We start from the raw sequence: 20,815 nt of genomic DNA, 5'->3' as shown, positions 1-20,815 counted from the left end.
GCTTCAGCCCTCCGGCCACCGGCTATGCACATCGAAGCCTTCGCCGGTCAGAAGCACAATGGTTTCATACAGCGGCAGGCCGACGACATTGGTGTAGGAGCCGACCATCTTCTGCACGAAGGTGCCGGCAAGACCCTGGATGCCATAGGCGCCCGCCTTGCCGCGCCACTGGCCGGAGGCCAGGTAGTTTTCGATCTCGAAACCGGAGAGGCGCTTGAAGCGCACCTTGGTCTCGACGATCTTCTGGCGGATCTTGCGATCCGGCGTCACCAGGCAAACGCCGGTATAGACGAGATGGTTGCGTCCGGACAAAAGATGCAGCGAGCTCAACGCCTCGTCGGCGAACTCGGCCTTGCCGAGAATGCGCCGGCCGACGGCGACCACCGTATCGGCCGAGAGAATATAGCTGCCCTTCCAGGTGATATCGCTCTTGATGGCGGCAAGGGCCGCTTCCGCCTTCTCGGCCGAAAGCCGGCGCGCCAGCGAACGCGGATGCTCCGACTTCTTCGGCGTCTCGTCGATATCCATCGGCATCAGCCGCGACGGTTCGATGCCCGCCTGGTTGAGCAGGTCGACACGGCGGGGCGAGCCCGAGGCCAGAATGAGCTTGTATTTCAGCGCCATGGAACCTCGACCATCGGCAGACGGGAGAAAACCCCTTGCAGGATCTTGGGCAAGCTTACTTGAAACGGTAGGTGATGCGGCCCTTGGTCAGATCGTAGGGCGTCATTTCCACAAGCACCTTGTCGCCGGCGAGAACGCGGATGCGGTTCTTGCGCATGCGGCCGGCGGTATGGGCGATGATCTCGTGTTCGTTTTCGAGCTTCACGCGGAACGTCGCATTCGGCAGAAGTTCGGTAACGATACCCGGGAATTCGAGGACTTCTTCTTTCGGCATATAAGTGTTTTCTTCCTGTGGGTTGAAGAGGCAGCGCAGCGCGCGCCCTTAAAATTTGGGCGGAAACTACACAATCAACGAAGGTTTGTGAACCTTGTTGATCAGGCTTTCCTTTATTTGTTTTCATGCCGATTGCGCGGCAATGCCATTTCGTTTGAGCAGCCGGCTTTCGATGAGGCCGGCCAGGTGATCGCGGACCTCACGGTAGCTCTCCAGAATCTGCTCGCGCGTGCCGCTGACGACGGTCGGATCCATGGTCGGCCAATAGACGACGTCGATCGCATTCGAGCGGGTCAGCTCGAGGGCCGCGTGATGGGCCGGCGGCGACAGCGTGATGATCAGATCAAAATAATCGTCCTCGAGCTCATCAAGGGTTTGCGGCAGGCGGCGCCCGAGGGAAAGCCCGATCTCCTCGAGCACGACATCGACGAAGGGATCGCGCTCGCCGGCGCGAACGCCGGCGGACCTTATATAGATATTGGACGGCAGAATGCTACGGGCGATGGCTTCGGCCATCGGCGAGCGGATGGCGTTCATCCCGCACATGAAGAGGATGGCGCCCGGCCTCTTTCCCTCCTCGATGTCGACGGGCCGATCCATTGCCGTCATCCGCGCCAGTGGAGCACGCAGACCAGGGTGAACAGCCGCCTGGCGGTGTCGAAATCGACCTCGATCTTGCCGGCCAGCCTGTCCTTCAGCGTCTGCGAACCTTCATTGTGGATACCGCGTCGGCCCATGTCGATCGCCTCGATGCGGCTTGGCGTCGCCGAACGGATCGCTTCATAATAGCTCTCGCAGATCATGAAGTAGTCCTTGACGATCCGCCGGAAGGGGGTGAGCGACAGGATATGGGTGGCGACATTGCCGCCTTCCTCGGTGGTGATGGCGAAGACCAGCTTGGAATCGACCAGCGAGATGTTCAGCCGGTAAGGCCCGCCGGCATGGCCGATCGGCGCAAAGCTGTTCTCCTCGATCAGATCGAAGATGGCGACGGCGCGCTCATGCTCGACATCGGGCGTCGAACGGCCGATCGTATCGTCGAGGACGACGTCGCAAAGCCGGAAATCGCCCGCCACCATCCCCTCACCTTTCGAGGTTGAGGCGGATCGCAACCGATCGCGCATGGGCATCGAGACCTTCGGAGACGGCCAGCGCGATCGCCGCCGGGCCGAGGGTGCGCAGCTCACCCGGTCCGAGCCGCAGGATCGAGGTGCGCTTGACGAAATCGAGCACCGAAAGGCCGGAGGAGAAGCGAGCCGACCGCGCCGTCGGCAGCACATGGTTCGAGCCGCCGACATAATCGCCGATCACCTCGGGCGTATGGGCGCCGATGAAGATGGCGCCGGCATTGCGGATGCCGTCGAGCAGCCGGTCCGGATCGGCGACGGCAAGCTCGAGATGTTCGGCGGCGATGCGGTTGGCGAGCGGTATGGCCTGCTGCAGATCGGCAACCAGGATGACCGCGCCGAAATCGCGCCAGCTCGCCGCGGCTGTCTCGGCGCGGTTCAGCGTCTTCAGCTGGCGTTCGACCGCCTGCTCCACCGCCTTGCCGAATTCGGCACTATCGGTGATCAGGATCGCCTGGGCGCTGACATCGTGCTCGGCCTGCGCCAGGAGGTCGGCGGCGATCCAATCCGGATTGTTGTCCTTGTCGGCAATGACGAGCACTTCGGAGGGGCCGGCGATCATATCGATCCCGACGGTGCCGAAGACATGGCGCTTGGCGGCGGCGACATAGGCGTTGCCGGGGCCGGTGATCTTGGCGACCGGGGCGATGGTCTCGGTGCCATAGGCAAGAGCGGCGATCGCCTGGGCGCCGCCGACACGATAAACCTCGGTGACACCGGCCAGCCTGGCGGCGGCAAGCACCGCCGGATTGACGGTACCGCCGGTGGCGGGAACGGCGATGACGATGCGATCGACGCCGGCAACCTTGGCCGGCACGGCATTCATCAGCACCGAGCTCGGATAGCTCGCGGTGCCGCCCGGAACATAGAGCCCGACGGCCTCGATCGCCGTCCAGCGCGAGCCGAGACCGACGCCGAGGTCGTCCTCGTAGATATCGTCCTTCGGCAGCTGCCGGCGATGATGGGATTCGATGCGCAGCGCTGCAAGCTTCAGCGCTCCCAGCACTTCCGCAGGCACTGCCTCGACGGCCGCGTCGAACTCCTCAGGCGCGACGCGCATCGGCACGGTGGCGAAATCGATACCGTCGAACTTCCGCGAATATTCGGCAAGCGCCACATCGCCGCGGGCCCTGACATCATCGATGATGGCGCGAACGACGGCGTTCACATCCTCGGAGACTTCACGCTTCGTCGTCAGAAAGGCAGCGAAATGCTGCTCGAAACCTTCCGATGCCTGATCCAGCCAGATTGCCAAGGCCGATATTCCTTCTCAACTCGAAACTGCGATGTTCAAACGTCAAGCGTCAAACACTCATTGTTTTATGCATGTCGTTATCCCGGAACCGCAGCACACTTCCGGGCGACATGCTTTAGCGGTGACGAGGCTTTGACGAAGCCTCCCAGGCACCCCCGATATCGGCGAGCTGCACCTCGATGCATTCGACATCGAGCGCAATCGAGGCGGTGCCGGACAGCGACAGCTCGATCGTGCCTTCCGGCCCCTCGCCCTTCCGCTCGAAACGCAGCGCCAGCAGCGACAGCACCTCGTCCCGTTTGCCCCGGTCGATGCCGAGCGAGCGCACGGCCAGCACCCGCTTGAACACCAGGGCGGCGCGGCGGCGCTCGAAACCCCGGCGCTTGCGCTCGGCACCTTCCCAGACGAACCGATTGACGGCAAGGGCGAACTGCGCGTCGCGCGGCGACCAGTCGATATCACCGACCTTGAAGACGCTGTCCTGCATATGCGCGGAAATGACCGCGAGGTCCTCGTCATCGAGCGCAACAAGCTTCAGATCGGTCATTCAGTCTTACCCCGGCAGGCACCGCCGGAATGGCGATGCGTTGACAAGGGAAATAAGATGCTGCGGGCAATTACGCAACCGGGATGAGCGCTGCTTACTCGCTGATGCGCTCGACGACGGCGCCGCAGCGGGTCAGCTTTTCCTCGAGCCGCTCGAAACCGCGGTCGAGGTGATAGACGCGGGAGACCGTGGTTTCGCCTTCGGCGGCAAGGCCGGCGATGACGAGCGAGACGGAAGCGCGCAGATCGGTCGCCATGACGGGCGCGCCGCGCAGGCGCGGGACACCCTCGATCTTCGCCGTCTGGCCGGAGAGCGTGATCCTGGCGCCGAGGCGGGCCAGCTCCTGCACATGCATGAAGCGGTTTTCGAAGATGGTCTCGGTGACATGCGAGATGCCGGAGGATCGGGTCATCAGCGCCATGAACTGCGCCTGCAGGTCGGTGGGGAAGCCCGGGAAGGGATCGGTGACGATATCGACCGGCTTGATGCCGGCGCCATTGCGCCTGACGCGCATGCCGTTGTTGGTCGACGAGATGTCGGCGCCGGCGCGGCGCAGCGTTTCCAATGCGGTGTCGAGCAGCGCCATATCGGTATTTTCGAGCACGACATCACCGCCGGCCATGGCGACGGCCATGGCATAGGTGCCCGTCTCGATGCGATCCGGCAGCACGCGGTGGCGGGCGCCGGAGAGCGAAGTGACGCCTTCGATGGTGATGGTCGCCGTGCCGGCGCCCGAGATCTTGGCGCCCATGGCGTTCAGGCAGTTGGCGAGATCGACGACCTCGGGCTCGCGGGCGGCGTTGCCGATGACGGTCGTGCCGCGGGCAAGCGTTGCCGCCATCATCAGCACGTGGGTGGCGCCGACGGAGACTTTCGGGAAGGTGTAGCGCGCGCCGATCAGGCCACCATTCGGCGCCTTGGCGTTGATGTAACCGGCGTCGATCTCCATGGTGGCGCCGAGCGCCGTCAAGCCTTCGATGAAGAGATCGACGGGACGCGTGCCGATGGCGCAGCCGCCCGGCAGCGACACGCGGCAGTGGCCCTCGCGCGCCAGGAGCGGGCCGATGACCCAGAAGGAGGCGCGCATCTTCGAGACCAGTTCATAGGAAGCGGTGGTATCGACGATGGTGCGGCAGGTGAAATGGATCGTGCGGGCGTAGGAATCTTCCTGGCGCTCGCGGCGGCCGTTGACGGCGACATCGACGCCGTGATTGCCGAGGATGCGCATCAGCAGTTCGACATCGGCCAGATGCGGCACATTTTCCAGCGTCAGCGTATCGCTGGTCAGAAGCGAGGCGATCATCAGCGGCAATGCGGCATTCTTGGCGCCGGAAATCGGAATGATGCCATTCAGCTCATTACCGCCGACGATTCTGATACGATCCATGTGCGCTTACGGGCCGCGCCCGCCTTTCCTGAAAATACTGCCTTGGAATAGGAGTGGGGTGTTTAGGGGATTTTTCGAGACGCTTCAATTCGCGACGGACGGAACATTACGATTCGTCCATTTTTGCGGCGGGCAGTCCACTTGTTTCGTCGGCCTGGCCCGAACGGCGGGCGCGCACCTGCTGTTTACGCCTTGAAAGATTTTCCCGAAGTTTTTCGGCGGCGCGTTCGCGGCGCAGTTTCGCCTGTGCCTCGAGCGCTTGCTTGCGGCTCTGCTGGCCGGTTTCGGTCTTGTCGTTCATGCCACAGGATTAGCCGAATTCGCGCCGATCCAAAAGGCCCTTGCGGCCCAATCCACGCGAAGTTGGAATTTGTTGCTTGCGCTTGCCGTCAAGCTGTGGCAATAGCCGCCCCGTTCCCGCGATTTGAGCCACCCGGCTCGCACGGGTCCTGGTCCTGCTGCCGTAGCTCAGTGGTAGAGCACACCCTTGGTAAGGGTGAGGTCGGTGGTTCAATCCCACTCGGCAGCACCAGTTTTCTTCAGCAACATCATAGCGATACCGCAGCGCCTGCGTTTTCATACGCTGCGCAATTCAGCATGAAAAAGCAGAACAGAACGCGAATTGCGCGGGAAATCCGTGCAGAGTGTTTCATGAACGTTCTTTCGAGACACTTGCGCCCAGCTAACGACCTCCGCGTCAGCTGCGATAAATCCCTTCTGTTCCTGCAGGAGAAAATTGACTTTTGGGATCCCTATCCGCTCGAGCTTTCCAAAGATGGGATTTTGAAGTTCTTAGAATGAACGCCTGAGCCCGCCAGGCGGGATAACACTTTACTCCTGGCTCCCCAATAAAAGTCTGGCGCTCACGACAAATCTCCCAAAAAATCACGATTGTCTTTTGGCACTATTTCGATCATCTCGACGTGTTGGGGATATTCACTTGCAATCAAGTCAGCGAAACCGCCCAAAGTCAGTAGAGATAATTCGCTTTGAAACTTTTTGCATGGCTTTCCTGGCTGAGTTGTTCGAATAAATGGACGCCCTTCCCTTCCGAAGAAAAAGGAACCCTTGGCGGCATAGTAATGCGACGACGCGGCATGAGATTTCCATTGATTGAAACTCGTGTGCCGACACCAGATGAACAAAGTGAGGCACAGCTTTACTACGCCATTCGTTAGGTGGGTGGCTGCGCGTTGCCATACAGAGAGCTGTCTCGGGAAATTTGGACAGCACGGATAAGTGCTGGCATGACCAGCGCCCCGCAGAGAAAAGCAGCCTGGATCAATTTTCGATCTAAACCCATGTCAAGCCCTTAGCTTTTCGAGCATGGCAGCGGCAGTAACGCGCGAACGCATACAACCTATCTGCGACTATTCGAAATTCTCCCATCGAACACGCCCCCCGCGATCCCTCCCACACCAGCTGACATTTCGCCTCATCAGCAACAGACGATTCACCATTGTTGGCCGTGAAAATCCCGCTAGAATGCCTGTTATGGCGGCGGCTCCGCGGAGGAATGGGAGACGCTGCATCCTTTGTTCTGTCGACAATCGTGGAGGAGCATCGATGGCAACTGAAAAATGGAACAGCCCGGTCAAGGTCGGTTTCGAGGGAGCCGATCTTAGAACGGTCAATGGTCCGTTCGATGCGTTGAAATGCCTGGCGGATTTCTGGCCGAATTCGCGCGGGCTGCGTTATATCAAGGCCCGTAGCACCTGCCGGGCAGCGCTCGATGGGCGCAAGAGCGTGGAAGAGGCGAGAGCCGAGTTTCTGGCGGCGGCCGAAGAGGCGAAGCTGAAGCTGCATTAGAGCGCCCAAGCGTCCTACAGGACGCGAAGGCACGCTCGGCCCCGTTGAACTGGCTCCTTCGGCCGGCATTTCCGTAAACGGAGTGTGCCGGAACGGGGCAATGCTTTAATTTACTTAACCCTGCATCGAACTTGTGGCGGGTTTTGGTGCAACGGGCGTTGCGTCCGGGACAGGTCCATTCATAGAAGATGCCCAGCCATCATGATGATGGTCAGAGGCTCGTCACCTCTGCGGCAACGCAGGCGAGCCTCGTTCGAGCAGGCTGTCTCAACAGTCTGTGGCGCCCTCATTCTCCACCTCGACATATCCGACGCCGATGATCGTGCCGTCTCCCGCGCGGATGAAGGAGGGGAGATAGTGCGGCTCGGCCGGCGTGCAGGCGACGGCTCCGGTATATTCGTTGAGCGCGATCTGGTCTTTCGGCAGCGCCGAATAATTCGTGCCGGTTTCGAGTGCGGCATAGGCGGAGCCGGCAAAGACACCGGCCGACATCAAGGTGATTGCCGAGAGGCGAGGAAGCGACTGCATGAGGGTCTCCAGCTTTTCGATCCGGCATTTCAACCCGCAGGAGGGAACTTGGTTCCCTCAGCGCCGCAACAGGCGACTGTGCACATAACCGCGGCCGACGATGCTCTCGGCGATCCCGACCGCCCGCTCGACATCGCCGCGCCGGCGCACGAAACCTTCGAGAACGACAAACGAACCGAGCATGCTCACAGCAATTTCCGCAGCGTCGAGATCATCGGCGGCATGAAGAGCGCCCTCCACCGAAGCACGTGTCGCCGCATCGCCATGGCCCTGCCGGCCGGGCTCGTCATGGTCGGGGAATACAGGATACCCGATCACTGAAGCGTCTCCTGAGATTGGTATATCCGGTTAACGCCGCAACAGCGCTTTCGTTGCGGCCCGCTGGTCTCGACCGGATATTCGCATGATTTCTGCGCGTCAGGCTTGGCCCACTCTTGGCGGAAGGTGCCGCGGCTTCCATATCTTTCTGCAGCCGAAAGAGGATGACGACGATGAAAGTGCTGCTGCCCGTTTTGTTTGCCGGAGTGTTGCTGGCCGGCTGCTCGTCGGCCGATAGCCCGGGGTTGGATCCCATTCCCGGCAGCATCACCTATGGCGGCCAGCCGCGGACGAAGCTTACCAAATCGCCGGTCGGCAGCGCCGTCCACCACCAGTTCTACAACGGGACCGGCCAGCGCGTCGAGGAAACCTATATTCTTCAGCCGGATCGCAGCCTGAAGCTGGTGCGGCGCGTGGTGGGGCCGGATTTCCCCGATTGAGGCAGCCCTCCTGCGGCAGAATGCTTGACAGCGGCGGAAATCGCGAACATTCAAGGAACATCTAATCTTTCCGCAGTGATTCTGTGGGAGCCCGACCGGACGGCTGGATGTATCTCGAAAAGCTCAATCCCCAGCAGCGCATGGCCGTCGAGCATGGCACGCTCACCGACGGCAGCCATATTGCCGGACCGCTGCTGGTGATTGCCGGCGCCGGCTCGGGCAAGACGAATACGCTGGCGCACCGGGTCGCGCATCTGATCGTCAAGGGCGCCGATCCCCGCCGCATCCTGCTGATGACCTTCTCGCGGCGGGCCGCCGCCGAAATGGCGCGGCGCGTCGAGCGCATCTGCCGCGACGTGCTGGGTACGAATGCCGGTGTGATGGCGGATGCGCTCAACTGGTCCGGCACCTTCCACGGCATCGGCGCGCGGCTGCTGCGCGATTATGCCCAGCAGATCGGCCTCGATGCCGATTTCACCATCCATGACCGCGAAGACAGCGCCGACCTGATGAACCTCATCCGGCACGATCTCGGCTTCTCCAAAACGGAAAGCCGGTTTCCGGCCAAGGGCACCTGCCTTGCCATCTATAGCAGGGCGGTGAACTCCGAGACGGCGCTCGACCAGGTGCTGCGCGACGCCTTTCCGTGGTGCGCGGCCTGGGAACAACAGCTGCGCGAGCTTTTCGCCTGCTATGTCGAAGCCAAGCAGAGCCAGAACGTGCTCGATTACGATGATCTGTTGCTCTACTGGGCGCAGATGGTCGGCGAGAGCGTGATTGCCGAGGATATCGGCAGCCGCTTCGACCATGTGCTGGTCGACGAATATCAGGATACTAACCGGCTGCAGGCTTCGATCCTGCTGGCGCTGAAACCCCAAGGCCAGGGGCTGACTGTCGTCGGCGACGATGCGCAGTCGATCTATTCCTTCCGCGCGGCGACAGTGCGCAACATCCTGGATTTTCCCGCCGCCTTCAGCCCGCCCGCCAATATCGTCACGCTCGACCGCAACTATCGATCGACGCAGCCGATCCTGGCGGCGGCCAACGCCGTCATCGATCTCGCCTCGGAGCGCTTCACCAAGAATCTCTGGACCGAGCGGCAATCCACCGAGCGGCCGCGCCTCGTCACCGTGCGCGACGAGGCCGAGCAGGCGCGTTATATCGCCGACATGGTGCTCGACAATCGCGAGGAAGGCCTGACGCTCAAGCAGCAGGCCGTGCTGTTCCGCACCTCGCATCACAGCGGGCCGCTCGAGGTCGAGCTGACCCGGCGCAACATTCCCTTCGTCAAGTTCGGCGGACTGAAATTTCTCGACAGCGCCCATGTCAAGGACATGCTGGCCGCCCTTCGCTTCGCCCAGAACCCACGCGACCGGGTGGCGGGCTTCCGGCTGATGCAGATCCTGCCGGGCGTCGGACCGTCGACGGCGCAGAAGGCGCTCGACCTGATGGCCGAGGATGCGAACCCACTCGCCGCGCTCGCCGCCATGCCGGCGCCGCCGCGCTCCGGCGAGGACTGGACGGCTTTCGTTTCGATGCTGCAGGAGATGAAATCCGGCAAGGCCGGCTGGCCCGCGGAGATCGAGCTGGCGCGGCAATGGTACGCGCCGCATCTGGAGCGGCTGCATGAGGACGCGGCGACCCGGCAGGCCGACCTGCTGCAGCTCGAGCAGATTGCCGGCGGTTATGCCTCGCGCGAGCGTTTCCTCACCGAACTCACCCTCGATCCGCCGGATGCGACAAGCGACCAGGCCGGCGTGCCGCTGCTCGACGAGGACTATCTCATCCTTTCCACAATTCATTCCGCCAAGGGCCAGGAATGGACGAGGGTCTTCATGCTGAATGTCGTCGACGGCTGCATTCCAAGCGATCTCGCCGTCGGCGCCAGCGCCGAAATCGAGGAGGAGCGCCGGCTGCTCTATGTGGCGATGACCCGTGCGCGCGACGGTCTCGACCTCGTCGTGCCGCAGCGCTTCTTCACCTATGGGCAGAATGCGCAGGGCGACCGGCACGTCTATGCCTCGCGCAGCCGCTTCATTCCGGCAACGCTGCTGCAGTTCTTCGAGGCCTGCAGCTGGCCGCAGGTGAAATCGGAGACTGCCGCGCAAACCCATGTGCGGCAGATGCGCATCGATGTCGGCGCCCGCATGCGCGGCATGTGGCGATAAATCGACTATCGTCTCAGAGAGACAGCGGCGGTTCGGCCGGCTTCAGAAAATGCTCGATCCTTGCAGCTCCCACCGCCTCGACCGAGGCCGGCGACCATTTCGGGTTGCGGTCCTTGTCGATGACGGCGGCGCGGATGCCTTCGAAGAAATCCGGATTATCGAGCATCTGCAGGCAGGCGCCGAGTTCACGGCCGAGGCATTCGGCCAGCGAGGCGCTGCGGCGGCCGGCTCTCAGCAGTGCCAAAGCAAGTTTCAGGCTGGTCGGCGAGCGCGTCAGCAGCACCCGGCGGGTCTCGGCGGCGAAGTCGCCCTCCTCTCCGGCCAGTGCCGCCAGGATCTGCTCGACGCTGTCGAAACGAAAGGCGCGGTCGATCATCGCCGCGTTCTGCCTGAGCCGGCTTTCTCCGGCAGGTTCCGCAAGCTGCTGCAAGAGGGTATCGACGTCGCTGGATGCGCTGCCGCGGGGCAGGACCGACAGCGCCTCGATCACCGCGCCGAGCCGCGACGATGCGATGTGACGATCGGCCAGCCCGGCGTGGATCGCGTCGGCGGCACCGATATCGAGCCCGGTCAGGCCGAGCCATGTTCCGGCTTCGCCGGGCGCCTTCGGCAGCAGCCAGGTGGCCCCGACATCGGGGACATAGCCGATGCCGGTTTCGGGCATGGCGAGCCGGGTGCGCTCGGTGACGATGCGGTGGCGGCCATGCGAAGAGAGCCCGACGCCGCCGCCCATGGTGATGCCGTCCATCAGCGCGATATAGGGTTTGGGGTAGGAGGCGATCTGATGGTTGAGGCGGAATTCCTCGCGCCAGAAGGTTCCGGCGAGGCCGTCGCCGGCGCGGGCGCTCTCATGCAGGGCGCGGATATCGCCGCCGGCGCAGAAGCCGCGCTCCCCCTCGCCCGTCGCCACGACACTCGCCACCGCGGCATCATCGGCAAAGCCATCAAGCGCGTCGGTGATCATCCGGATCATCGGCAGCGTCAGGCTGTTCAACGCCCGCGGCCGGTTGAGCCGGATGATGCCGGCGGTGCCCCGGCGTTCAATGATGACTTCGTTGTCCTGCATGGTTCGCCTCCGCTGTTCCAGCCTTTCCTGGTCAGATTGAAGCCTTCTGCCCAGGAAAGGCTTGAGATCATGCATAGACGACGATGCAGCGTGGCTCCAGTCGATTTAAGACCGGCAGGGGATCGACCGGTCAAGCAGACAGCGAATCCCGGGCGGGTGCTGCGGCTTCGCAGCGGGCGGCGTAGTCGATGGCGAGTTCCAGCGGCAGCGGCCGCGAAAAATGATAACCCTGCGCCAGACGAACGCCCATCGCCTTCAAACCCTCGGCGATCGCTTCGCTTTCGACGCCTTCGGCGACGGAGGCAATGCCGAGATTCTGGCAGAGATTGGCGACCGAGCGGGTAATGTTCAGGCAACGGGCGTCGCGATCGAGATTCATCACGAAGGCCTTGTCGATCTTCAGCTTGTCGAAACCGAGCCGGTGGATATGGCTGAGGCTCGAATAGCCGGTGCCGAAATCGTCGAGCGCGATCGAGATGCCGGCGGCGCGCAGCATTGAAATGACCTGGTCGGCGGTATCGAAATCGGAGAGCAGCGCCGTCTCGGTGATCTCGAATTCGATGCGCCGGGGATCGATGCCGGAGCGGGTGATCATGCCAAGCAGCGCCGTCGATGTCTCATGGTCGCAAATATCGCGGGCCGAGAGATTGAAAGACAGCTTGAGATGGCGTGGAATGATCGCCAGCGCTTCGAGCGCCTTGGCAAAGAGGATGCGCGTCATCCGGCCGATGACGGCGGTGCGCTCGGCGGCGGGAATGAAGGCATCGGGACTGATGCGGCCGAAGCGGGCGCTGTCCCAGCGGGCAAGCGCCTCGTAGCCGACGACGCGGCCGCTCTTCAATTCGACGATCGGCTGATATTCGAGCTTCAATTCGCCGGCAAAATCATTCGCCTGCAGCTCGAGTTCGATCAGGTGGCGCTGCGTCAGGATCTTCTCGTGCTCGCTCGAGAAGAATTCGACACCGCTGCTGCGCTTGCTCTTGACCTGGTAGAGGGCAAAATCGGCTTTCTCGTAGAGATCCTCGGCGCTGTATCTGCCGATCTCGGGATAGACGATGCCGCAGGAACCGAAAACGCGGACCGAGCCATCGGGGATTTCGTAGGGATCGCGGACGGCGGCGCAGAGCGCCTGGCCGAGATCGGCAATCGCCTGGCGCGTCATCGAGCAGGGAAAGATGATGCCGAACTCGTCGCCGCCGAGACGCGAGACGATGCCCGCTTCGCCGACCAGGGCGGTGAAGCGGCGGGCGGTCTCCTTGAGCACGAGATCGCCGGCGGCATGGCCGAAGACGTCGTTGACCGGCTTGAAGCCGTCGAGATCGAGAATGCCGAGGACCGGCGGCGCGGACGGATTCTTCTGCAGCCGCTGTTCCAGCGATTGAAAGAAGCTGCGGCGGTTGGCGAGGCCGGTCAGCTGGTCATGCAGCGCATTGCGGCTGTTGACGAGGTTCAGCTCCTCGGCTTCCGCCCGCTTCTGCTTCAATTCCTTGGTCAATTGCACCAAGCCGACGAAATTCTGGAAATAACTGTTGATCACCCTGAGGAAGGGCAGGACCAGGAAGAGGCCGCTGACGGCGGTCGCGACGAAAACGGGGTTGCCCGAGAACATGAAGCTCGCGACCATGGCCAAGAAGGTGATCACGGTGGTCAGCGCTGCGGCCATCGGCAGATGCATCAGGCAGAAGATGCAGGAAATGCCGGTGACGACCAGGAAATAGGCGATCTGGCCCTGCTGCGAAGCATCGCCATACTGATAAAGCGCGATCGCCCAGCTGCCGAAAGCGATCGCGAGGACGGCGGCGCCCGATATGGTGAGCTTCATCAGTCTGAAGGCCCGTTCGGGCGTGACGTTTTCCTTGCCCTTAATCTCCCACCAGCAGAGACGGAAGACACAGACGATGCTCAAGGCAATGGGAATGTAGAGCGAGAGCCAGAGCGGCGCGGATTCGAGGTGGGTGATCGCCACCGCAAGGGCGTTGATAACCAGCAGGATATAGAGAATGGGAATCTGCGACGACAAGGCCCGGAACTGCGCCGTCAGAAGCGTGGGATTGTCTTTTTGCAACCGCAATGAGGCCAGAAAGTTCTTCATCTTCCCTTTTCCGTCGGCCCGAGCCGGCCAGAGAAAGCTTGATCAATCCTTATTCACGTGACGGCATACGAGGCCCGCAAGCACGGGGATGGTCAGCGCTCACGCCGCTCAGAAGGAAGCGGCTGCGAGTGCCCGGTGGATGCTGTTCAGGTCGTCGACGTTTCTGTTTGCCAGGAAGAGTTCCCAGTCGAGCGAGCTCTGGACGATGGTTTCCAGCGAATCGTGCTTGGGCTTCCAGTCGAGCACCTGGCGGGCGAGCGAGGCGTCGGCGACGACGCTGGCCGAATCGCCGGCGCGGCGCGGCGCCATGTGGATCTTGAAGGAATGTCCGTGCAGGCGGGTGACCATGTTCAAGACGTCGAGCACGGAATAGCCGCTGCCATAACCGCAATTGGCAACGAGCGAGCCCTTGTCCCGGCGCAGGTGCTGCAGCGCTTTCAGATGGGCATCGACAAGATCGCTGACGTGGATGTAGTCGCGCACGCCGGTGCCGTCATGGGTCGGATAATCGATGCCATAGACATTGACGCTGTCGCGCCTGCCGAGCGCGGCCTCGCAGGCGACCTTGATCAGGTGGGTGGCGCCCGAGGTCGACTGGCCGGCGCGGTGATCCGGATCGGCGCCGGCGACGTTGAAGTAGCGAAGCGCGACGTAGTTGAAATCATAGGCGGCGGCGGCATCGCGCAGCATGAATTCGGTCATCAGCTTCGACTGGCCGTAGGGATTTTCCGGATTGAGCGGGGCCGTCTCCTTCACCGGCAGGTCGGTCTTTTGCTGACCATACACGGCCGCGGTCGAGGAGAAGACGAAGTTGCGGATGCCGGCTTGGACCGAAGCGGTAAGCAGCGCCCGGGTCTTGCCTGAGTTGTTGTCGTAATAGGAGAGTGGATCGGCGACCGAGACCGGGACGACGGCGGAGCCGGCGAAATGGATGATCGCCTCGATGTCGTTTTCGATGAAGATCTTCTTCAATATGGCGGGATCGGCGACATCGCCGAGATAGAAACGCGCCGCCGGCGCCACGGCCCAGCGAAAGCCCGTGGAGAGGCGGTCGAGCACGACCACATCCTCACCCGCATCGAGCAGCGCCCAAACCATGTGACTGCCGATATATCCGGCGCCGCCCGTCACCAAAACCGCCATGTCCCGCATCCCTGCCTTGTTTATAGCAGGGGCATCAGGCCCGGTTTTTCTTTCCAATTTTCTTATCGAATGGCCGTTCGAGGGCCTTTGAACCGGTATGTTTGGACTTGTGGTTAGAGGCCGATTTCAGGCTTTGCTCAAGTTTTATCGATCGGCCGATTCCGGCACGAAATCGCGGCATTCGCGCCTGATGACTGCCCCTCACCCTAACCCTCTCCCCGCTTGCGGGGCGAGGGGACGTGCCCTGCGAGAGGCTGGCGGGGGACGGAGAGGTTGCGGCACATCCCCTTCGCCCCGCGAGCGGGGAGAAGGTGGCGGCAGCCGGATGAGGGGCAGCCCTCACCTATCTCCTGGACCGTGGATGACGCTCCTTTTCGCAACAGGCCGGACCGATGTCAGCGCTTGAGGATATAGTCGCAGAGACGCTCGGCGGCGACCGCCACCTGGACGGGATCGCGCAGAAAACAGGCGCGCAGGAAGAGTTCGCCGCCGGCGCCGAACGCGGCTCCGGGGGCAAGGCCGACGCCTGTCTTGTCGACGATGTCGATCGCAGCACTGCGGCTGTCGGCGACGCCGTCGATCTTCAGGAAGGCGTAAAGCGCGCCGTCCGGCTTCAGCGTCTCGACGCGGTTGGTGGCAACAAGCGCATCGCAGAGAATATCGCGGGAGCGGGCCGCCTTGGCGATATTGGCGGCAACGAAATCGTCGCCCTGATTAAGGGCTGCGACGGCACCCTTCTGCATGAACTGGGCGACACCCGATGTCGAATACTGGATGAGATTTTCCAGCACCTGTCCCATCTCGGGCGGGGCGACGATCCAGCCGACGCGCCAACCGGTCATCGACCAGTTCTTCGAGAAGGAATTGACGAAGACGATCTTGTCGTCGGGCTCCATCACATCGAGGAAAGAGGGCGCCCGTCCGCCGGCAAAATAATAGAGGGCGTAGATTTCATCCGCCATGATCCAGAGGTCGTGCCGGCGGGCCAGCGCCAGGATATCGGCCAGATCCTTTTTCGTCGCCGTCCAGCCCGTCGGGTTCGACGGGGTGTTGACGAAGATGCCCCTGGTCTTCGGGGTGATGGCGGCTTCGACGCGGTTCAGATCGACCGCCCATCTGCCGCCTTCGAACTGCAGCTCGACGCCGACCGAGCACGCGCCCGCGATTTCGAGGGCGGCGGCTATATTCGGCCAGGCGGGGGTGAGATAAACGAACTCGTCACCCGGCGAGGTCAGCGCCTGCACGCAGAGCTGGATCGCCTGCATGCCGGAACCGGTGACATAGAAATGCTCGACCGGAAGCCGGATTCCGAAATGCCTGTGGTAATAATCCGAAAGCGCCTGGCGAAGCTCGGGAATGCCGCGCTGCCAGGTATAGAAGGTCTCGCCTGAAGCAAGCGCGTCCATCGCCGCCCTGCTGATGAAATCGGGCGTCGGCAGGTCGCCTTCCCCCACCCAAAGCGGCAGCAGGCCTTGCCGGCCGCGGGCATAATTGACGACTTCGACGATCCCGCTTTCTGGCGCCGCCATGGCGCGCGGGCTGAGGCTCTTCACAATCGACATGCATATCTCCGGTTTCCGCCTTCATAGAAGATTTATGCCGGCAAATCCCATGATATCGAGTGATGGCATATCGATTTTCGTGATGAATGGCCTGGCCGGCCGACGGAAAAAATCCCGCTGGGAGATTGACGCCCGCCCCTCATCCGCCTGCCGGCACCTTCTCCCCGTAAAACGGGGAGAAGGGGATCTGCCGCGACCTCTCCAGTCCCCACCTACCTCTCGCAAGGCACGTCCCCTCTCCCCGTTTTTACGGGGAGAGGGCTAGGGTGAGGGGCAGCTATCGACGCGAACGACAGTAGCGGGGCCCCGATCAGGCCGTCGGGCGGCTGGCCAGCAGATCGCGGATCTCCGTCAGCAGCTGAACGTCAGCCGGCGGTGGGGGCAGCTCTTCCGGTGCGGCCTTTTCCTGGCGCTCGACCTGCAGGCGCAGATAGTTCACGCCCTTGACCATCAGGAAGATGATCCAGGCAAGGATCAGGAAGTTGATGAGTACGGTGAGGAAGCTGCCATAGGCAAAGACCGCCCCTTGGGCGCGGGCGGCGGCAAGAGTCGGCGCGTTGACGGCCGAGGACAGCGGCAGGAAATAATTGGAAAAATCGAAGCCGCCGAAAATGGCGCCGACAATCGGCATGATCAGGTCGTCGACCAGGGATTTGACGATGCCACCGAAGGCGCCGCCGATGATGACGCCGACCGCCAAATCCATGACATTGCCGCGGGCGATAAAGGCCTTGAATTCGTTGAGCATCGGATCCGTCTCCCTTCGATCCATTTCAGACAGTATGCGATGGATTTCATTAGCTACATCTTCATTGCAATTAATCAATCGACAATCGCGATTATTTGGCGATACGCCCGGCGGCCTTTGACTTAAGGCCTAGACGGGCGGGAATTTTCAACGCGCCTGAAATGACTTAAGCTGATCGACGTTGCGGGAGGTCCCGGTGGTTTTCCGCCGGCGGAGGGTCAATGCTTCCAGGCTGGGTCATATTCGCGTCTGCCTTCGGCTATCTGCTCCTGCTTTTCGCCGTGGCGAGCTATGGCGACCGCAAGAAGCGCGGCCCGGGCGCGCTGGACGGCGGCTGGCCGGTGGTCTATGCGCTGAGCCTGGCGATCTATTGCACCTCCTGGACCTATTTCGGCAGTGTCGGGCTTGCGGCGCAGCGCGGCCTGGAATTTGCCGGCATCTATATCGGACCCATCCTGGTCTTCACGCTCGGCATGCCGCTGCTTCGCCGGATCATCGAGCTTGCCAAGGCGGAGAAGCTCACCTCGGTTGCCGATTTCGTCGCCGCCCGCTACGGCAAGAACCCGACGGTCGCCACCATCGTGGCGCTGATCTCGCTGATCGGCACCATTCCTTATATCGCGCTGCAGCTGAAGGCGATCTCCAGCACCGTCAGCGCCATGGTCAATCCGTCCGATTACGGCATCGGCAGCGGCAATCTCTATTTCCTCGACCTGCCCCTTCTCGCCACGCTGGTGCTTGCCTGCTTCGCCATCATGTTCGGCACCCGGCACACGGACGCGACGGAGCATCAGGACGGGCTGATCCTGGCGGTCTCGATGGAATCCGTGGTCAAGCTCGTCGCCTTCCTGACGGCCGGCGTCTGCGTCATCTGGTTTCTCTTCGACGGCCCGACCGATCTCTGGCAGAAGACGATCGACAACAGCCTCGTGATGTCGGCGCTCAGCTACCACACGCCGATCAGCCGCTGGATCACCCTGATCGCGCTGTCGGCCTTCGCGATCATCCTGCTGCCACGGCAATTCCACGTGACGGTCGTCGAAAACCGGACGCCGAAACAGCTGAAACTCGCGGGCTTCCTGTTTCCCAGCTATCTCATTGCGATCAATCTCTTCGTGCTGCCGGTGGCGATCGGCGGGCTGCTGACCTTCGGCGGCGCAGGCAACGCCGATTTCTATATGCTGTCGCTGCCGCTCGCCGGCGAGATGCCGGTGGTGTCGCTGATCACCTTCATCGGCGGCTTCTCCGCCGCAACCGCGATGGTCATCGTCGATTCCGTGGCGCTGTCGATCATGGTGTCCAACGACATCATCATGCCGATCTTCCTCAGGCGCAAACTCGCCGGCCGCGCCAGCCAGCGCGACAATTTCGCCAAGACGCTGCTCAACATCCGCCGCAGCGCCATTTTCGCCGTATTGCTGTTCGGCTATGCCTATTACCGCTCGACCGACAGCACCGCCGGCCTTGCCTCGATCGGCCTGCTTTCCTTTGCGGCGATCGCGCAGATCGCCCCTGCCCTCTTCGGCGGGCTGATCTGGCGGCGGGCCAATGCACGCGGCGCGATCCTCGGGCTCACCTCCGGCTTCGTCATCTGGATCTATCTCTTGTTCCTGCCCTCGCTCGGCGGCCCGGATTATTCCTATGTGGCGAGCGCCGTGCTCGGTTTCATCTTCCCGGGCACCACGTTGTTTGCCGCGCCCGACGCCGATCCGCTGGTCAATGCGACCGTCATGAGCCTGCTCGCCAACACCGCCTTCTTCATCGTCGGCTCGCTCACCCGCAATGCCAGGCCGCTGGAACGCATCCAGGCCGGCATCTTCGTCAAGCGGCATTCGCGCTCGCAATTTGCCACGCGCGGCTGGAAGACGCGCATCAGCGTCGGCGATCTCAAGGCGGCGATCTCGCGCTATCTCGGCGAAGAGCGCATGCAGCGCTCGTTCACCACCTATGAGCAAAGCTCCGGCCGCAAGCTTGAAGACGAGCAACCGGCCGATATGGCGCTCATCCATTTCAGCGAGCAGCTGCTCGGCAGCGCCATCGGCTCGTCCTCGGCCCGGCTGGTGCTGTCTTTGATCCTGCAGAAAACCGAGGACGCCTCTTCCGACACCGCCTGGCTGCTCGACCAGGCGAGCGAGGCGCTGCAATATAATCAGGACATGCTGCAGACCGCGCTTTCGCAGATGGACCAGGGCATCGCCGTGTTCGACAGTTCCAACCGGCTGACCATCTGGAACCGGCGCTTCCGGCAATTGCTGGACCTGCCGGAAAGTGCCGGCCAGGTCGGCTTCCCGCTCGCCGATATCGTCAAAACGCTCAGCGAGCGCGGCGACATCGCGCCCGGCGATCTCAGCCAGACGGTTCGGCATTTCCTGACGCTCGACAAGCCCTTCGCCCTGGTGCTTGGCGGCGGCGAACGGATCATCGAGGTGCGCTCCAACGCCATGCCGGACAAGGGCATCGTCGCCACCTTCACCGATATCACCCAGCGCGTCAGCGCCGACCAGGCGCTGAAACAGGCGAACGAGACGCTGGAGCAGCGCGTCGCCGAACGCACGGCCGAGTTGACCCGCGTCAACCACGAGCTTGCCGAGGCGCGGGCCGCCGCCGACGAGGCGAATATCGGCAAGACCCGTTTCTTCGCCGCCGCCGGCCACGACATCCTGCAGCCGCTGAACGCCGCCCGGCTCTATTCCTCGGCGCTGGTCGAGCGCATGGCGCAATCCGACAACAGCCCGATCGTGCGCAACATCGATTCGGCACTGGAATCGGTCGAAACCATTCTCGGCGCGGTGCTCGATATCTCGAGGCTGGACACCGGCGCCATGCGGCCTCGGCTTGCTGCCGTCGCGCTTTCCGACCTGTTGAAGCGAATCGAAACCGACTTCGCGCCGATCGCCCGCGAAAAACAGCTAAAGCTGGTGGTCATGCCGACATCGCTCCGGGTGCGCTCCGACCCCAACCTGCTGCGCCGGCTGGTGCAGAACCTCGTTTCCAACGCCATCAAATACACGATCACCGGCAAGGTGCTGGTCGGGGCGCGGCGGCGCGGCAACCAGGTGATCATCCAGGTGATCGATTCCGGCATCGGCATTCCGCCGTCGAAATTCCGCACCGTGTTCAAGGAATTCGCCCGGCTGGACGAAGGCGCAAAAACCGCCTCCGGCCTCGGGCTCGGCCTGTCGATCGTCGACCGCATCGCCCGCGTGCTCAACCATCCTGTGGAGCTGCACTCGACGCATGGCAGGGGCACGGCGTTCCGCATCGCCATGCCGCTCGACGTCTCGTGCCCGGCCGAGGTGGCTGCGGCTATCGCAGCCACTGAGCGGCCGGGGCAGCCGCTCAAGGGACTGAAGATCCTCTGCATCGACAACGAGCCGAAGATTCTCGAAGGCATGCGGCTGCTGCTCAGCGGCTGGGGCTGCGAGGTCGCGGCGCTCGATTGCCTCGCCGACGTGATCTCCAGCGACGGCCGTGACGGGCCGCCGGATCTCATCATCGCCGATTATCATCTCGACGACGGCACCGGCATTGCCGCCATCCTGCATCTGCGCCGGCAGTTCGGCGCCGATATCCCCGCTTTGCTCGTTACCGCCGACCGCACGCCGGAGGTGCGCAGCGAGGCCGAGCGGCAAGACATCGCCGTCCAGCACAAGCCGGTGCGGCCGGCGGCGCTGCGCGCCTACATCACCCAGATTTCCGGCCTCAAGCGCGCCGCCGCCGAATAAGA

Annotated in this window: 19 protein-coding genes and 1 tRNA gene; 5 read left to right on the top strand and 15 right to left on the bottom strand. The window is 62.6% G+C overall.

All coding sequences use genetic code 11. The features are described 5' to 3' along the window. Positions 1–3 precede the first annotated feature (3 nt). From AMK05_RS03110 to AMK05_RS03075, 8 genes are all read right to left on the bottom strand, one after another. A complete protein-coding gene (locus tag AMK05_RS03110; protein ID WP_003570453.1) occupies positions 4–624 on the bottom strand; it encodes a Maf-like protein in 621 nt (206 codons plus the stop codon). Between the two features lie 55 nt (positions 625–679). Continuing rightward, entirely contained in the window at positions 680–898 is a 219-nt protein-coding gene (infA, locus tag AMK05_RS03105; RefSeq protein ID WP_003545338.1) for a translation initiation factor IF-1, read from the bottom strand. Positions 899–1,021: 123 nt separating this feature from the next. Continuing rightward, on the bottom strand, positions 1,022–1,507 hold the full coding sequence (locus tag AMK05_RS03100; RefSeq protein WP_171899742.1) for an arsenate-mycothiol transferase ArsC: 486 nt from the start codon (positions 1,505–1,507) through the stop codon (positions 1,022–1,024). Continuing rightward, positions 1,504–1,977 carry a UPF0262 family protein gene (locus AMK05_RS03095; protein ID WP_064836426.1) on the bottom strand — a complete coding sequence of 158 codons (474 nt, stop codon included), beginning with the start codon at positions 1,975–1,977 and terminating at the stop codon, positions 1,504–1,506. Before AMK05_RS03095 ends, AMK05_RS03100 begins: the two co-directional genes overlap by 4 nt. 4 nt (positions 1,978–1,981) lie before the next feature. After that, on the bottom strand, positions 1,982–3,280 hold the full coding sequence (gene hisD / locus AMK05_RS03090) for a histidinol dehydrogenase (RefSeq protein ID WP_064836424.1): 1,299 nt from the start codon (positions 3,278–3,280) through the stop codon (positions 1,982–1,984). Positions 3,281–3,395: 115 nt separating this feature from the next. Beyond that, positions 3,396–3,827 carry a DUF2948 family protein gene (locus AMK05_RS03085; protein ID WP_064836422.1) on the bottom strand — a complete coding sequence of 144 codons (432 nt, stop codon included), beginning with the start codon at positions 3,825–3,827 and terminating at the stop codon, positions 3,396–3,398. Between the two features lie 94 nt (positions 3,828–3,921). Beyond that, a complete protein-coding gene (gene murA / locus AMK05_RS03080; RefSeq protein WP_064836420.1) occupies positions 3,922–5,214 on the bottom strand; it encodes a UDP-N-acetylglucosamine 1-carboxyvinyltransferase in 1,293 nt (430 codons plus the stop codon). A gap of 106 nt (positions 5,215–5,320) precedes the next feature. Continuing rightward, the gene (locus tag AMK05_RS03075) at positions 5,321–5,515 is read right to left on the bottom strand and encodes a hypothetical protein (protein ID WP_064836418.1); all 195 of its coding nucleotides are present in this window, start codon (positions 5,513–5,515) and stop codon (positions 5,321–5,323) included. Between the two features lie 156 nt (positions 5,516–5,671). Here AMK05_RS03075 and AMK05_RS03070 point away from each other — a divergent pair. After that, positions 5,672–5,746 (top strand) — tRNA-Thr (locus AMK05_RS03070). A 1,034-nt stretch (positions 5,747–6,780) separates the two neighbouring features. Beyond that, positions 6,781–7,023: a DUF982 domain-containing protein gene (locus AMK05_RS03065; protein ID WP_049732818.1), complete on the top strand. Its 243-nt coding sequence runs from the start codon at positions 6,781–6,783 to the stop codon at positions 7,021–7,023. A 267-nt stretch (positions 7,024–7,290) separates the two neighbouring features. On the opposite strand, the gene AMK05_RS03060 is transcribed toward AMK05_RS03065, so the two are convergent. Continuing rightward, on the bottom strand, positions 7,291–7,551 hold the full coding sequence (locus AMK05_RS03060; protein WP_064836416.1) for a hypothetical protein: 261 nt from the start codon (positions 7,549–7,551) through the stop codon (positions 7,291–7,293). 57 nt (positions 7,552–7,608) lie between these two features. Then, the gene (locus AMK05_RS03055; protein WP_064836414.1) at positions 7,609–7,869 is read right to left on the bottom strand and encodes a BON domain-containing protein; all 261 of its coding nucleotides are present in this window, start codon (positions 7,867–7,869) and stop codon (positions 7,609–7,611) included. 173 nt (positions 7,870–8,042) lie between these two features. Between AMK05_RS03055 and AMK05_RS03050 the strand changes: the two genes are divergently transcribed. Together AMK05_RS03050 and AMK05_RS03045 are read left to right on the top strand one after the other, a co-directional pair. Beyond that, complete coding sequence (locus AMK05_RS03050) at positions 8,043–8,309, top strand: hypothetical protein (protein WP_064841253.1); 267 nt, start codon at positions 8,043–8,045, stop codon at positions 8,307–8,309. Positions 8,310–8,416: 107 nt separating this feature from the next. Beyond that, positions 8,417–10,477, top strand: a complete 2,061-nt coding sequence (locus AMK05_RS03045; protein WP_064836412.1) for an ATP-dependent helicase — start codon at positions 8,417–8,419, stop codon at positions 10,475–10,477. 13 nt (positions 10,478–10,490) lie between these two features. On the opposite strand, the gene AMK05_RS03040 is transcribed toward AMK05_RS03045, so the two are convergent. From AMK05_RS03040 to mscL, 5 genes are all read right to left on the bottom strand, one after another. Next, positions 10,491–11,543: an enoyl-CoA hydratase/isomerase family protein gene (locus AMK05_RS03040; protein WP_064836410.1), complete on the bottom strand. Its 1,053-nt coding sequence runs from the start codon at positions 11,541–11,543 to the stop codon at positions 10,491–10,493. A 130-nt stretch (positions 11,544–11,673) separates the two neighbouring features. Further along, complete coding sequence (locus tag AMK05_RS03035; RefSeq protein WP_064836408.1) at positions 11,674–13,635, bottom strand: putative bifunctional diguanylate cyclase/phosphodiesterase; 1,962 nt, start codon at positions 13,633–13,635, stop codon at positions 11,674–11,676. Between the two features lie 108 nt (positions 13,636–13,743). After that, positions 13,744–14,778, bottom strand: a complete 1,035-nt coding sequence (galE, locus tag AMK05_RS03030; RefSeq protein WP_064836406.1) for a UDP-glucose 4-epimerase GalE — start codon at positions 14,776–14,778, stop codon at positions 13,744–13,746. A gap of 395 nt (positions 14,779–15,173) precedes the next feature. Then, the gene (locus AMK05_RS03025; RefSeq protein ID WP_064836404.1) at positions 15,174–16,340 is read right to left on the bottom strand and encodes a pyridoxal phosphate-dependent aminotransferase; all 1,167 of its coding nucleotides are present in this window, start codon (positions 16,338–16,340) and stop codon (positions 15,174–15,176) included. Between the two features lie 310 nt (positions 16,341–16,650). After that, positions 16,651–17,088, bottom strand: coding sequence for a large conductance mechanosensitive channel protein MscL (gene mscL / locus AMK05_RS03020; RefSeq protein ID WP_049732903.1), 438 nt, complete (start codon positions 17,086–17,088; stop codon positions 16,651–16,653). A 221-nt stretch (positions 17,089–17,309) separates the two neighbouring features. On the opposite strand from mscL, the gene AMK05_RS03015 reads away from it, so the two are divergent. Next, positions 17,310–20,813 (top strand): PAS domain-containing hybrid sensor histidine kinase/response regulator, encoded by a 3,504-nt coding sequence (locus AMK05_RS03015; protein ID WP_064836402.1) that lies wholly within the window; start codon positions 17,310–17,312, stop codon positions 20,811–20,813. Positions 20,814–20,815: the final 2 nt, after the last annotated feature.

Origin of the sequence: Rhizobium sp. N324, assembly GCF_001664485.1 — a bacterium.
Lineage (GTDB): Bacteria > Pseudomonadota > Alphaproteobacteria > Rhizobiales > Rhizobiaceae > Rhizobium.
The sequence above is the reverse complement of the archived record's forward strand: the minus strand, read 5'-3'. Positions and strand labels throughout refer to the sequence as shown.

Coding starts and splice junctions, on each gene's coding strand:
- AMK05_RS03015 (WP_064836402.1), top strand. CDS start 17,310: ATGCTTCCAGGCTGGGTCATATTCGCGTCTGCCTTCGGCTATCTGCTC.
- AMK05_RS03045 (WP_064836412.1), top strand. CDS start 8,417: ATGTATCTCGAAAAGCTCAATCCCCAGCAGCGCATGGCCGTCGAGCAT.
- AMK05_RS03025 (WP_064836404.1), bottom strand. CDS start 16,340: ATGTCGATTGTGAAGAGCCTCAGCCCGCGCGCCATGGCGGCGCCAGAA.
- AMK05_RS03110 (WP_003570453.1), bottom strand. CDS start 624: ATGGCGCTGAAATACAAGCTCATTCTGGCCTCGGGCTCGCCCCGCCGT.
- mscL (WP_049732903.1), bottom strand. CDS start 17,088: ATGCTCAACGAATTCAAGGCCTTTATCGCCCGCGGCAATGTCATGGAT.
- murA (WP_064836420.1), bottom strand. CDS start 5,214: ATGGATCGTATCAGAATCGTCGGCGGTAATGAGCTGAATGGCATCATT.
- AMK05_RS03065 (WP_049732818.1), top strand. CDS start 6,781: ATGGCAACTGAAAAATGGAACAGCCCGGTCAAGGTCGGTTTCGAGGGA.
- AMK05_RS03100 (WP_171899742.1), bottom strand. CDS start 1,507: ATGACGGCAATGGATCGGCCCGTCGACATCGAGGAGGGAAAGAGGCCG.
- AMK05_RS03060 (WP_064836416.1), bottom strand. CDS start 7,551: ATGCAGTCGCTTCCTCGCCTCTCGGCAATCACCTTGATGTCGGCCGGT.
- galE (WP_064836406.1), bottom strand. CDS start 14,778: ATGGCGGTTTTGGTGACGGGCGGCGCCGGATATATCGGCAGTCACATG.
- AMK05_RS03095 (WP_064836426.1), bottom strand. CDS start 1,977: ATGGTGGCGGGCGATTTCCGGCTTTGCGACGTCGTCCTCGACGATACG.
- AMK05_RS03050 (WP_064841253.1), top strand. CDS start 8,043: ATGAAAGTGCTGCTGCCCGTTTTGTTTGCCGGAGTGTTGCTGGCCGGC.
- AMK05_RS03040 (WP_064836410.1), bottom strand. CDS start 11,543: ATGCAGGACAACGAAGTCATCATTGAACGCCGGGGCACCGCCGGCATC.
- AMK05_RS03085 (WP_064836422.1), bottom strand. CDS start 3,827: ATGACCGATCTGAAGCTTGTTGCGCTCGATGACGAGGACCTCGCGGTC.
- AMK05_RS03075 (WP_064836418.1), bottom strand. CDS start 5,515: ATGAACGACAAGACCGAAACCGGCCAGCAGAGCCGCAAGCAAGCGCTC.
- AMK05_RS03035 (WP_064836408.1), bottom strand. CDS start 13,635: ATGAAGAACTTTCTGGCCTCATTGCGGTTGCAAAAAGACAATCCCACG.
- infA (WP_003545338.1), bottom strand. CDS start 898: ATGCCGAAAGAAGAAGTCCTCGAATTCCCGGGTATCGTTACCGAACTT.